This is a genomic window from Methylobacterium isbiliense, assembly GCF_022179325.1.
In the GTDB taxonomy this organism is placed as follows: Bacteria; Pseudomonadota; Alphaproteobacteria; order Rhizobiales; family Beijerinckiaceae; genus Methylobacterium; species Methylobacterium isbiliense.
The window spans coordinates 1-12544 of sequence record NZ_BPQQ01000012.1; the positions used below are offsets into that span (position 1 = coordinate 1).

Here is a 12544-nt window from a genome sequence, read left to right on the forward strand (position 1 = left end):
GGGCCACTCCCCCTCGATGGGGCGGTCGAGGAACGCGCCCACGCGCTCGTCGATCTCCTGGCAGAGCCGGCTGACCTGGCTCTTCGACACGCCCGTGCCGCCCATGGCTTGGACAAGGTCATCGACTGAGCGGGTCGAGATGCCCTGGATGTAGGCCTCCTGGATCACCGCCGTGAGTGCCTTCTCGGCTAAGCGGCGCGGCTCCAGGAAGCTCGGGAAGTACGAGCCCTTGCGCAGCTTGGGGATGCGCAGCTCCACCGTGCCGGCCCGCGTCTGCCAGTCCCGGTCACGATAGCCGTTGCGCTGGACCAGCCGCTCGGCGCTCTTCTCGCCATGGGCCGCCCCGGTCAGGCCGCCCACCTCCAGCTCCATCAGCCGCTCGGCCGCAAAGCCGATCATCTCGCGCAGCAGGTCGGCATCGGCGCTCTTCTCCAGCAGCCCGCGCAGGCTCATCATCTCGTCGGTCATCGGAGGTCTCTCGGGTTCGAGGTTGGTGCTCGCAACCCGACCCTACCCGGCAACCGCCGATGACCACCCCGCGAGAGAGCCCGCCTGCTTCAGCGCTGGTATGGGCGCGCAGGCGGGCTCTCTCGCTCCCGTCGAGCTACACCACCTCCAGGGACACGACCTCCGCAGATGCGGGGGGCCGTCTCGATCCGCTGAAGCGGGGTTGCCACCTCGTGCTCTCCGGGCTGAGCCCGTCGACGCTCCGAGTTCGATCTGGCTTGGGGCTGGAGAGCCTCGTGCCGTCTCGCTGTGGGTTCACCCCCCGAACCGGGGGAGAAGGTGCTGCGCGTCGTCAGTACCTTGACCATTGCCTGCGGTGCGCTGGCCGTCAACTGCGCTGTGGCGGCCGGATGTGGACAACGGCTCCTCACTCCCACTCCTGTCGGCGGGCGTGGCCCTGGAGGCCGGCGCGTTAACCATGCTGGCGATTGGCGCGCGGGAGGCCTGCCGGTCCCCTTCCCAAGCGGGAGGGACCAGGCCAGGTTCGAGCGTGGCAGTCCAATTGCGCGTGCCGCGCCGTCTTTAGCAGAGGCGGCCGGCACCGGTGTTAGCAGCACCGGCGCTGGCCTGACCACGACCTGTATCCTGTGGAGATACCGACCATGGCTGAGAGCCTGTTTAGCGGCCGCGTGCCGCGCGCGAAACCGTCCTTCTTCCTCGGCGCCAACGCCGCGCCGGACCGGTCGCCCGTCCACCCCACCCGCATGAGCCGCTGAGGCCGACCCGCGCGTCCCGACCGACGCCGCGCCCGCCTCGCTTTCCTGCAACCGACGCGACCATGCCGGCCGCCGATCAGCTCGGCTCGGCCCTGCCCGCTGCACCACCCGACGCCGGGGGGATGCGGGCGCGCGTCCTCTGGACGGACCACCCTCGATGACCAACGTTCTCGCCCATCCCGCCGCTCGCGGCGGACAGCGCCGGCTGCGCGCCGCCCAGCCCACCTCCAGTGCTCCCTCCACCGCGCCCATCCCGGTGCCGCTCGGCCGGGGTGCGATGAAGGGCGTGGCGCCCGCCGACTCCATCTTGTGCTCCGCCTGCTCGCCCGAGCTCCTCGCCGCGACGGAGGCCGCCGTCGACGGCGCCCTCGACGCGATCTTCATCCCCGATCCCCTGCTCGGGCCGGGCCTGTCGCAGTTCGCCTCGGTCCTGGCCTCGATCGTCAAGCGCCACGGGCTCTTGCTCGAGACCGCCGCCGCCGAGGCTCTCGAGCGCAGCGGCCGCTACCTCGTGCTGCGCAACCTGGCCATGCCGATCACCGAGCCCACCCAGGAGCTGTTGCGCGACAGCACGCCCGACCTTCTGCGCGGCAGGTCGATCGCGCTGGCGGGGAGCGTGGCCCAGACCGTCTTCCTCGATCTGGTGGCGATCGACACCAAGGAGCGGCGCGCCATCATCGCCGAGATCAAGCGCGGCAGTGGCAAGAGCGAACGACGCAAGATCGACCAGGTCGAGTGGATCCTGCGGGCGGCCCAGTTGCAGGGGCGCAGCTTCGCGGCGAGCCTCGGCTTTCAGGTCAGCAGCGCGCGGGCGGTGCTGATCGACGTGTACGGGCGCGCCGGCTTCTCGGAGGACCTCACGGTGGCGGGAGCCGACCTCGACACGCTGTTCGGGGTGCCGGTCGCGGACGCGCTCGCGACGGTGACGGCGGTGCTCGCTGCCCGCCTGCGGGCGGTGCTGCCCGACCTCGTCGAGGCCGCCTACGTCACCGCCGGCGGAGCCGACGGGTCTCACCGCCTGCCCGGCTGCTAGCGGCCCTTTCGCCGGGCGCAGCGCGCCCGGCCTCCCGCCCTTCCGATCACCCCATCGACGCCGTCGCGTGCCGTGCGCCGACGCGCTCTCCAGGCCTGTCTGATGACCTCCGACTTCGACTCCTCCCGGCCGCACGCGGCCGCCGTGCCCGCTCCCGCCTGCCTTGCGGAGGCGCCGCTGACCTGGTGGCGCAGCCTGCCGCCCGGGGCACTGGATCTGGCCGCCCAGCGTCGCCTGCGCGCGGCCCTCCTGGCCCTGCCGCCCCTGCCGCTGCCGGGCTGGGCCGAGGCCTGCCAGGCCGACCCGGCCGCGGCCGTCCGCGCCGCCCTGACGGCGCTCGCCCACGCCGCGGCGCGCCCCGAGCACCTGGAGCCGGCGATGACCGCCGTGCTGCTCTGCGCCGCGCTGGGCGACCCGGCCTGCGCCGACCTGCTCGCCCACGTGCACGGCCGGCGGGCACGGCGCCGGGCCGACCTCGATGCCCTGCGCCTCGCCCACGGCTGGCGCCGCCGCTCCGGTCCCGGCCGCCCCGCCGCGCCGGCTCCCGCTCGCTGAGGAGGACACGATGGCGTTCTCCTCCACTCCGCGCGTCACCCGCGAGGCGGCCCGCGCCCTGCTCGTGCCGCTCCTGCCGCGCCGCCTGCGCACCTGCCTCGATCCCACCCTGCGGCTGGTCGCGGCGCGCGAGGGCCTCGCCACCGAGATCGGCACCCTGGTCCCGGCCGCCGCGCCGCTCGCCGCGGCCTGGATCGTGGCGGCGAGCGAGGCCGGCGGGCTGTGGCAGGATCCCGCCCTCGCGCACGCCCGCGCCGGGCTGATGCGGGCGCTCGACATGCACGCGGTCGAGCGCGACCTGCCCGCGGCGCGGGCCCTGGCCGACCTCGTCGCGCTGCTGTCCTGCGACGGCGCTGACCGCGCCGCCGCGGCGCGGCTCGCCCTGCCGCTGTGGTCCGAGGTCGAGATCCTCTCCGGCTTCAAGGATCGCCTGGCCGCGCTCGGTGCGGCGCAGGCCGACCTCGACTTCGGCCACCGCTCGGCCGCGAGCGAGGCGGCCGAGGCCGACGACGGCGGTGTGACCGACCTTTGCGCCCATCGCGACGCCTGGACCGAGGCGCTCGAGGCGGCGCTGCTGGGGCTGAGCGCCGAGGCGAGCGCCGCCGCCGTGGCAGCGTCGGCCCTCGGCTTCGGCCATGAAGATGCGTTCGTCCACGGAGCGCTGCTCCTGCGGTTGCTGCCCGACTTCGGGCAGCGTCTGACCTGGGCGATCGACGAGCAGGCCAGGGCCGGGGAGATGCGCAAGCGCCTGCTGCTCGAAGAGCGGCTGAGGCACGAGGCCCGGGAGCGGCGCAAGGCGAGTGCCGCCCCGAGCGGCTCAGGAGGAGGCACTCCCCCCGCTTCCACGCTCGCGGCGGTGCCCGAGGGCCACCTCCTGGTCGTGGCCTCGGTCCAGCAGACGGGCGGCGATCGGGGCCGGAGCGTCAGCCAGGGCTACGAGGCGATCATCGGCAAGCCGCTGCCGCTCGCCCGGACCCCGGATCTAGCGCAGGTCCGGGCGGCGCTGGCTGTCGAGTTCCCGTACGCGACAGCGACGATCGACCGTCTGCTGACGGATCTGATCGGCCGCCCGCACGCCGTGCTGCGCCCGAGCGTGCTGGTCGGCCCGCCCGGTGCCGGCAAGAGCCGGTTGGTCAGCCGGATCGCGCATCACCTCGGCGTTGGTGTGTGGCGGGTGGACGGGACGCGCGACGCGGGGGCCAGCATCGGCGGGCTCGACCGCCGCTGGGCAACGGCGGAGCCGTGCCATCCTCTGATGGCGATGGCGCGCCACGGCATCGCCAACCCGCTGATGCTGGTCGACGAGATCGAGAAGGCGGCGACGCGGGTAGATTACGGACAGTTGTGGCACGCGCTGCTGCCGATGCTGGAGCCGGAGACCGCCAGGGCCTACCCCGATCCGGCCTTCCAGACCGAGATCGATCTGAGCCGGGTCTCGTGGCTGGCGACCGCCAATACTCTGCACAACTTGCCAGGTCCGCTTCTCGACCGGTTGCGGGTGGTCGAGATGCCGGCGCCCGAGCCCTATCATCTTGAGGCGCTGATCGCGCCGATCCTGGCCGGGGTCGCGGCGAGCCGCGGGCTCGACGCGGCCTGGATGCCGGTTCTGAGCGGGGAGGAACTGCTGCTGGTACGGCGGGGCTGGCGCGGCGGCTCGCTGCGGCGGCTGACGCGCCTGGTCGAGGCGGTGGTGGCTGCCCGCGAACTGGGCCTGCCGCGTCACTGACGGCACGCGAGGCGATCCGGGCGCCGCGCCAGGGCTGCCTTGCAGGGCTTTTCGCTCCTCAGCCCGGTGAGCTGCAGCTCGCCGGGGGAGAACCCGTCCTGCCTTGGGAGAAGAGCACTCGTCGTGACGGATCACGATCACGCGCCACTGTCGATCGGCTCGGATCATTGACCCCACCCAGAACGGTCGCTGACAAGCCGCGCTGAGGCGAGGCTTCTGCGTCAGGCGGCTTCTACGATCCGCTCGGTGCCGAGTTGGATGTGCAAGGATACGCCAGTGGCCTGTGCGAACCGTCGCAGTGAAGTGGTGCTCGGAGCGACCTTGCCCTTCTCCCAGCGCGCGACCATGGCCTGGGATGTGCCCATGCGACGTGCGACTTCGGCCTGAGAGAGCTTGGCGCGATGACGTACCTCGGCCATGGCGAAGGCGAGTTCCATCTCGGGCGACACTTCGGCATACGCAGCCCGGTACTCCGGATCGGCGTTCCAACGCGCGCGGACAGTCTTGAAGGGAATAGCCATCACAGCACTCCTTTCGCTCTCTCTTCGGCCAGCTCCAACCACCGCTTGGGGGTCTTCCTGGTCTTCTTCATGAAGGCGGCCACGATGACCACGCGCTTCCCGGACACCGTCACATAGATAGCCCGGCCGTCATCACCGCCCGCGCTCGGACGCATCTCCCAGAGCTTGCCCTGAAGATGTTTGACATGCGGCTCATGCAAGCGGTCCAGACCCAGGGTCTCAATCCGCTCAACAATCTTGTCCAGGGAAGCACGGACCTTCGCGGGCCACGCATCCAGCTCGGCCAGGACGGCCTCGTTGAGGACGTCAACACGCCAGGGCATGACCAGAGGCTATATCAAAAAAGGCATTATGCAAGGAGTTTGTCCCCCCAACCTCGTGCTCCCATGCGGCCCTCCATCGACTGCTCCAACCCTGCACAATAGAGAATTTCCTCGATTTATCAATGGTTTGAGTTCATTGGATAGAAGCGGCACGCTTGGCGATGCTGATCCACAGTCGCATGATCACGCACTCATCCAAGCACCTAGTCTCGTAGCCATACGATGGCCTAGCTATGTGATTATGTGAAAAACTGGCGACGCTCGACGGATTTCACTAGCCTCCCGTACGATGCGCCCGTCGCCCGACGGTGCGGTCGCAGCACGGTGGTGACGTCCATGCGCGTTTTGGTCTTGGCTTCGCAAAAGGGCGGGAGCGGTAAGAGCACGCTGGCGAGCTCGCTGGCGGTGGCGGCTCAGGAGGATGGGGAGCGCGTGGTCGTCGTCGACCTCGACCCGCAGCGGTCGCTCGCCGGATGGGGCGAGATCCGAGCGGACCGCGACAGGCGTGACATCATCCTGCGCGCCGTCGCTCCGTCGGCCCTCGACCGCTGGATCGCTCAGACCCGGCAGGTGCCGGGCGTGAGCTTGGTCATCTTGGACACCGCCGGCACATTCGGGCCCGAAGTCGATGTGGCGCTCGCCCACGCCGATCTTTGCCTGGTCCCGGTCAGGCCCTCGGCCTTCGATCTGCGAGCCGCCGCCCCAACCGTTTCACGCCTGCTCGCTTACGAGCGGCCCTTCGCCTTCATCCTCAATGGTGTCAGCCCAGCCGCTCACGCCCGAACAGTGGATGCGATCGGCGCGCTTCGGACGAGCGGCGTCGTGGCACCGCCCGTCGCCGACCGCATGGATTTCCGAGACGCCGTAGCTCTGGGTCTCGGCGTGACCGAGGTCGCTCCGCGCGGCAAGGCCGCGGCCGAGATCCGGGTTCTGTGGGACTGGACCAAGACGCATCTGGAGCAGAGTCATGGCTAAGCCGAGGGTTTCTCTTCAGGGGGCGATTACCCCCGTCGCACCACCTGATCATGTGACTGCGCGATCACCTGGTAGCGCACCTGCGCAGTTGCGGGACGCCGATGTCCCGGAGGCCCCGGGTCCGATCCCGCCCGCTCCAGCGCCCGCCAAAGAGCGACCGGTGCAGGCGCACCGCTCGCTCTACGCCCGTCCCGAGACGTTGGACCTGATCCGCGAGATTGCGTTCCGGGACCGCGTCTCGGCGCAGTCGCTTTACCGCGAGGGCCTGCTGCTGATGCTGCGGCAGCGAGGATACTTCCTGAACAAGGGCATCGACGATGTGTAGTACGACGATGCGCTAACATGAGTGTGCGGAAGTCTAACGCTAGTGTGCAGTGATCACTGGCGTTTGTTTTCTGCGCACTTAGCGTTAGGAACTCATGGGCAGGCTGCTAGTTCGGCAGCTCTCGGGCAATTCGCCGGCGCATCCTGGCGAGGTGCCAGGATCCGGCTGACCTTGGCCTGTAGCTGTCCGATCCGGGCATGAAGCCCGCTGGCATGACGAGCGGTGGGTTGCGTGGCATCTTCAGGGGGCTTCAGCCGACCAAGCTTAAGGTCGAGCGGCTCAAAGATCAGGCGGTCGCCGCCCCTGAAGAGGCAGAGCGTGCGCCGCATGCCTCGCCACCAGCGGCGTGAGTTCGGCCTCGGCTACCGACCGGGCTTGCGCCTCGGATCGATGCGGCCGGTCTGATCGCCGGTACAGCTTGCCGTGGTCGCGGATCGCTCAGGTATGCGCGCCCGCGACGTCTCGGCTGGGCCGGATTTCCAGAGTGAAGAGGTGCCGCCCGTGTGCGCTCATGCCCGCCATGTCGGGGGGCAAGACGGCCTCTCCAATGCGTCCTGATGTCAGGACGTTCTTGACCGCCTCCGCATCCCATCCGGCCGATCCGCGGGAGGCGTGCCTGCCCGCATTGGGATTTTCGTGGCCCGTCGCCAAGCTCCTGGCGATACCGGATCGACGGAAGGGGCCAGCACTGCCGTGGTGCTACCGCCGATCCGGGCCAGGGAGCCCGACCCATGTCCGCCTCGTCCACGCGCAAGGCCGTCCACACGACAAGCTTGCGCCTGACCCCGCAGGAGCGGCACACGATCGAGCGGGCGAGTGCCAAGCTGCACATCGGCGTGTCGACCTTCGCCCGTCTCGCCGCCGTGGAGGCGGCTAGGCAGGCTGCCGGCGGCGGTCGCTTCCGCGATCTCGCCCTGGCGCGCTGGACCGCGCTCATGGGCGAGCTGTCCGACGCGGTCAGCGATCTCTCGGACGCGCGGGCGGAGGATGCGGCGCTGTCGGCGGCCCTGGCCGAGCTGCTCGAGCGCCTGCGGCACATCCACCACGACGTCACGCGCGTGATCGAGGCCGGGCCGTGATTATCAACTGCCACCCGCACGGCCGCACGGCGAGCGCCACCACGACGCTGGTCGCCCACCTGCTGTCGACCGAGGGCGGCCAGTGCGTCCACCTCGTGCGGGTGCGCGGCAGCCTCGCTCAGACGTTGGCCGCGGCGGTCAAGGATTTCACGCGGCTGCGGGACGGCTCCCGAGCCACGGTGGCCTTCCTGCACCTGACCCTGAGCCCGGCACGGCCGTGGAGCGGCGAGCAGCGGGACGAGGCCGTCGCCCGCATCCGGCGCGCGCTCGGCGCCGAGCAGCACGGCTACGCCCTGGTCGAGCACGCGGGCAAGCCCCGCGCCCGGGGCGAGAGCGGTGACACGCACTGGCATATCCTCGTCTGCCATGTCGGCCCGGATGGTCGGGCTCTGGACACGGCCTTCCTTCACGCGCGCCTCGAGGCGGTGCGGGCCAGCCTCGAAGTGGATTTCGGCGAGCCGCTGACGGCCAGCCGGCGCACGGACGCGGTCGCCCGGCGCTTGCGCGCGATGGGTCGCGACGACGTGGCCGCGGCCGTCGAGGCGATCCGGCCCGCGCCGGACGCGCTGCCCCGCTCGGGCCTCACCAGCGCCACCCGCGCCCGCCTCGCGCGCGTCGGCATCTCCGCCCCCACGGTCAGGGCGGAGGTGCTGACCGCCTACGAGCGCAGCGACACAGGCAGCGGGTTCAAGGCAGCGCTGGAGGAGCTCGGCCTCGATCTGGTGCCGGGCGACACTCCCTGGGTCTGGCTCATCCGCCAGGACGGTCACCTGATCGGCGCGGTGGACCGGCTCGTCGGCCGGAGCCGGGCTGAGGTCGTGGCGCGCATGACGGCGCCCATCGGCGAGCCCAGCCCTGACCGCACCGCCATGCGCGCGGCGGAGCCGGAGCAGCAGGCGGGCAGCGAGGTGGCACCAGCCGGCAGCCCTTCTCCGCGGCCGCAGGTGCCTGCGGCCCTTGGTGACAGGGAAACGCCGGCTGACACCGGCGAGCCGCCGATCGGTCCTGGCGACCGGACGACGAACACGACGCCAGCCGGATCCGCCAGTTGGCCCGCTGCCGAGGACGACGTCCGGGGCGCTGCGCAGATCTGGACGGACCGGATCGCACGCGAGCGGGAGGCGCTGGAGGAGACCCTCGCCGAGCTGCGCTGCGCGAGTCCACTGCCGCCGTGCCGGCACGCCGAGCGCCGCCAAGCTCAGGCGCGGCTTGATGCTGCCTCGGCCGCGGAACGTACGGCAGAGACCGCCCTGCGGCACGCGCAAAAGTCGGCGCTGGCGCCTCGCGGCATCGGAGCGCGGCTCCGTGACACGCTTGCCCGCATGACAGGCGGGATGACGCAGGGCGAGGCCGAGATCCAGGCGGCGGCAGGTGCGCTCGCGCGAGCCCGTGACGCGCGGAAGGCCGCCTCCGATGCCGTGCGTCAGGTCCGCGAGCAGATCGGGCAGGAGGCGATTGCCTACGAGAAGCTGCGCGAACGCGAGGCGGTCGAGCGGGCACCGGCTGAGCGCGGCATCCTTTGGGACCTCGCTCGGCTCCGCGACCAGCAGATCGTGCTGGAGCGCTGGCCGCAGCTCGCCCTGAAGGGCAGGACGGCCATCGAGGCGGCCGTCGATCGCCTGCGCCGGGCGCGGGTCGAGGACCGGCGCGAGCAGTGGAGCGCCGACCCGCGATCGCCGCACGCGAGGCAGATGAGCTCAGCGGACGAACCGCCTTACCGTTCTCCAGCACCCTGCCGCCCGTAAAGTCCCCTCCGTGAATGCCTTCCGGGCGCGCGGTTTCTGGCGCTCGAGGGATCGATCGGTTCGCGTCGCGCCGCAGGCTCTTCGCCATTCAGCACGATAGTGAAGGAGGGTGGGGAGACGTCATGGGTAAATGCCTCAGCGTGAGCGGCGCTTCCCCAAGCCTCTGTGCAGAGGCGACCGCGTGCGCTGAACCTGTTCCGTTGCGGACTGCTCAGCCGCTACCGTAAGAGTAGCGGGCTGCTGCCCAGCTCGTCACGAGGTGACCGATGATCGACGCCGCTGCCGATCCTCCGGCAGCCTCCGATCGCTCTTGGTCGGAGGCTGACCGGCTCGCCGCCCTGCGCGCCTACGAGATCCTCGATACCCCGCCCGAGCAAGCCCTCGACGATCTCTGCACGATCGCCGCGCAGGTCTGTCGGACGCCGATCGCCGTCGTCAACCTGGTCGACGATACGCGCCAGTTCTTCAAGGCCGAGGTCGGGCTTGGTGTGCGCGAGACGCCCCTCGACGTCTCGATCTGCAAGTACGCCATCTTGCACCGCGGCCTGTACGTCGTGACCGACACGCTTCAGGACCCATGCTTCGCCTGCAATCCGCTCGTGACCGGCGAGCCGGGCCTGCGCTTCTATGCCGGAGCCTTGCTGAGGACGCCGGAGGGTTTGCCGCTGGGCACGATCGGCGTGCTGGATGTCAGGCCGCGACCGGATGGGCTCACGGCCGAGCAGGCCGAGGTTCTCCAGGCCCTCGCGCGGCAGGCCATGGTGCAGCTGGAGCACCGCCGCCTCCAGAAGGTTCTGGCCCGCCGGGAAGCCGAACTGGAGCAGATCCACGAGATCGCAGGTGTGGGTGGTCTGGAAGTCGAGCTCCGGGCCGGGTTCAGGAACCGGCGCTCGCCGCAGTACCTGCGCATCCACGGTCTGCCACCCGAGGCGGCCTGCGAGAGCCACGAGGCGTGGGTGAACCGCATCCACCCCGACGACCGCGAGGCGACGGAGCGCCACTTCATCGAGGCCGTGCAGGGCCACGAGACCAGCTACCAGGCCGAGTACCGCATCATCCGGCCGAGCGACGGCGAGGTTCGCTGGATCGCCGCGACCGCACGGATTGAGCGCGATGGGGAGGGCCGTGCGCTGCGCCTGATCGGCGCGCATCGCGACATCACGCAGCGCAAGGTGAATGAGGAGGCGCGCGAGCTTCTTACCCGGGAGCTGTCGCACCGGATCAAGAACATCTTTGCGGTGGTGGGCGCACTGGCGACCTTGACGGCACGGGGGCATCCGGCGGCTCAAGAGTATGCCGAGAGCTTCCTGAGCCGCCTCCAGGCCCTGGCGCTGGCGCACGAGTACGTTCGTCCGCACAGTGCGATGACACCTCCTCACGAAGCGAGCCTGACCGTGCAGGGTCTGTTTCGCGCGTTGCTGGCTCCCTACGCCGAGGAGGGGCGCGAGCGGTTCGTGATCGCAGGTGCCGACACCGCAGTTGGTGAGCGGGCGGCGACGGCACTCGCGCTGATCATGCACGAGCAGGCCACCAACGCCGTGAAGTACGGTGCGCTGTCCACGGCTGGTGGACGCGTGACAATCCAGATCTGCCGTGAAGGCGATAGCCTCGCGGTTCTATGGCAGGAGCAGGGCGGCCCCCGGGTGGCCGGAGCGCCGGAGCGTCGCGGGTTCGGCAGCCAGATGATGGCTCGGAGCGTAGGCACACAGCTAGGCGGAGAGCTGAAGTACGAGTGGCAGCCGGAGGGGCTGACGATCCGCATCACGGCGCCGATCGAAAGGCTGGGTGAATAGGTTATGGCCTGAGCGTCGCAGAATTCGTTTGGCTTAGATTTGTGAGTCTCGACTGACGATGCACTGGATCAGCCTTAGATACTGAACTGCAATATCGTGGCAATTTGGCGTTCAAGCTGTGCTCTAGGGTGGATATGGCCCCCGGAAGAGGTCGCCGATAGCCTTGCGGCGGAACAGCGTGAACCAGCGCCGCCGCCGGTGCTCTGGCCGGTCGTGCAGCATGTGACAGCGCTGGCAGAGCGCCGCGAGGTTCTGGTCCGCGTTGTCAGACGTGTCGTGGTTGCGGTGCGCCGCCGCCAGCACCACCCGCGTCGTGCGCACCTCCGCCAGCAGGTCGACGGCCGGGCTGCGCCGCAGCACTCGTCCGCGGCCATTGCGCCACGTCCCGACCTCCGCGTCCCACCACCTTCCGTCCGAGAGGCAGATGACGCGCTGCAGGTGCGGTCGCCCGCAGCCCTCGCAGCGCCCGCCCGCGCGGCGGAAGCGGACCACCGCCGAGAGCTGGGGCCAGTCGATCGGATAGTAGCCGCGATGCTCGCGTCGGATCGGCATCCCCTCAGCCCTTCCTCGCCGCCGCCTGGCTACGCGCCCGCGCCTGCGGAAAGTAGCTGTAGAAGGTGAAGCGGCTGACCCCCAGCCGCTTGGCGATCTCGGCCACCGAGATGTTGCCCGCCGCCAGGAGCGCTCGCCCAACCTCAAGATCCGCCTCGGACAAGGCCTTGGGCCGGCCACCCTTGCGACCGCGTGCCAGGGCGGCTTTCAGGCCCTCCAGGGTGCGTTCGCGGTTGAGGTCGAGGAAGTACTCGGCCATGGCGCCATGCACCTGCAGGGCGAAGCGGCCATGGGCCGTGTCGCTGTCGAACTGCTCGGTGAGCGAGCGGAAGTGGACATCTTGCCGACGCAGGCCATCGATGGTGCGCATCATCTCGACCAGCGAGCGCCCGAGCCGGTCGAGCTTCCAGACCACCAGCACGTCCTCGGGGCGCAGGAAAGCGAGGGCCGCCTCGAACGCAGGGCGCTTGGTGCCGGCCTTGCCGGACTTCTTCTCCTCAAAGAGGCGCTCGCAGCCGGCCTTAGTCAGGGCGTCGCGCTGGAGGTCGAGGTTCTGGTCCTGGGTCGAGACGCGGGCGTATCCGACGAGCATGTCAGGATAGTAGCGGAGGAGCGTATTCCTAGCAGTAGTTTTCCTACCACAGTTTCCTGACATCCACAGCCGCGTCGCGCCCTCGCGTCAAGTGCGTCAGTG

At 70.2% G+C, this 12544-nt stretch carries 13 protein-coding genes; 8 read left to right on the top strand and 5 right to left on the bottom strand.

The window, feature by feature from the left end:
• On the bottom strand, positions 1-468 hold a 468-nt coding region (locus MFF61_RS05835), incomplete at its 3' end, for a transposase (RefSeq protein ID WP_238234137.1).
• A gap of 912 nt (positions 469-1380) precedes the next feature.
• Between MFF61_RS05835 and MFF61_RS05840 the strand changes: the two genes are divergently transcribed.
• From MFF61_RS05840 to MFF61_RS05850, 3 genes are all read left to right on the top strand, one after another.
• Entirely contained in the window at positions 1381-2256 is an 876-nt protein-coding gene (locus tag MFF61_RS05840; RefSeq protein ID WP_238234138.1) for a hypothetical protein, read from the top strand.
• A 102-nt stretch (positions 2257-2358) separates the two neighbouring features.
• The gene (locus tag MFF61_RS05845; RefSeq protein ID WP_238234139.1) at positions 2359-2811 is read left to right on the top strand and encodes a hypothetical protein; all 453 of its coding nucleotides are present in this window, start codon (positions 2359-2361) and stop codon (positions 2809-2811) included.
• Positions 2812-2821: 10 nt separating this feature from the next.
• The gene (locus MFF61_RS05850; protein ID WP_238234140.1) at positions 2822-4537 is read left to right on the top strand and encodes an AAA family ATPase; all 1716 of its coding nucleotides are present in this window, start codon (positions 2822-2824) and stop codon (positions 4535-4537) included.
• Between the two features lie 221 nt (positions 4538-4758).
• On the opposite strand, the gene MFF61_RS05855 is transcribed toward MFF61_RS05850, so the two are convergent.
• Together MFF61_RS05855 and MFF61_RS05860 are read right to left on the bottom strand one after the other, a co-directional pair.
• Positions 4759-5058 (bottom strand): helix-turn-helix domain-containing protein, encoded by a 300-nt coding sequence (locus MFF61_RS05855; protein ID WP_238234141.1) that lies wholly within the window; start codon positions 5056-5058, stop codon positions 4759-4761.
• On the bottom strand, positions 5058-5381 hold the full coding sequence (locus MFF61_RS05860) for a type II toxin-antitoxin system RelE/ParE family toxin (RefSeq protein WP_238234142.1): 324 nt from the start codon (positions 5379-5381) through the stop codon (positions 5058-5060). The genes MFF61_RS05855 and MFF61_RS05860 overlap by 1 nt, the downstream gene beginning before the upstream one ends.
• A 336-nt stretch (positions 5382-5717) precedes the next feature.
• On the opposite strand from MFF61_RS05860, the gene MFF61_RS05865 reads away from it, so the two are divergent.
• The 5 genes from MFF61_RS05865 (at position 5718) to MFF61_RS05885 (ending at position 11298) form a co-directional block, all read left to right on the top strand.
• On the top strand, positions 5718-6356 hold the full coding sequence (locus tag MFF61_RS05865) for a nucleotide-binding protein (RefSeq protein ID WP_238234143.1): 639 nt from the start codon (positions 5718-5720) through the stop codon (positions 6354-6356).
• A 160-nt stretch (positions 6357-6516) separates the two neighbouring features.
• Positions 6517-6681 carry a hypothetical protein gene (locus MFF61_RS05870; RefSeq protein ID WP_238234144.1) on the top strand — a complete coding sequence of 55 codons (165 nt, stop codon included), beginning with the start codon at positions 6517-6519 and terminating at the stop codon, positions 6679-6681.
• A gap of 731 nt (positions 6682-7412) precedes the next feature.
• Positions 7413-7760: a type II toxin -antitoxin system TacA 1-like antitoxin gene (locus MFF61_RS05875; RefSeq protein ID WP_238234145.1), complete on the top strand. Its 348-nt coding sequence runs from the start codon at positions 7413-7415 to the stop codon at positions 7758-7760.
• Positions 7757-9505 carry a relaxase/mobilization nuclease domain-containing protein gene (locus MFF61_RS05880; RefSeq protein WP_238234146.1) on the top strand — a complete coding sequence of 583 codons (1749 nt, stop codon included), beginning with the start codon at positions 7757-7759 and terminating at the stop codon, positions 9503-9505. The genes MFF61_RS05875 and MFF61_RS05880 overlap by 4 nt, the downstream gene beginning before the upstream one ends.
• A gap of 266 nt (positions 9506-9771) precedes the next feature.
• Positions 9772-11298: a PAS domain-containing protein gene (locus MFF61_RS05885; RefSeq protein WP_238234147.1), complete on the top strand. Its 1527-nt coding sequence runs from the start codon at positions 9772-9774 to the stop codon at positions 11296-11298.
• Between the two features lie 123 nt (positions 11299-11421).
• Here MFF61_RS05885 and MFF61_RS05890 read toward each other — a convergent pair whose 3' ends face one another.
• Together MFF61_RS05890 and MFF61_RS05895 are read right to left on the bottom strand one after the other, a co-directional pair.
• A complete protein-coding gene (locus MFF61_RS05890) occupies positions 11422-11850 on the bottom strand; it encodes a hypothetical protein (protein WP_238234148.1) in 429 nt (142 codons plus the stop codon).
• A gap of 4 nt (positions 11851-11854) precedes the next feature.
• Positions 11855-12442 (bottom strand): recombinase family protein, encoded by a 588-nt coding sequence (locus MFF61_RS05895; RefSeq protein ID WP_238234149.1) that lies wholly within the window; start codon positions 12440-12442, stop codon positions 11855-11857.
• Between the last annotated feature and the right edge of the window lie 102 nt (positions 12443-12544).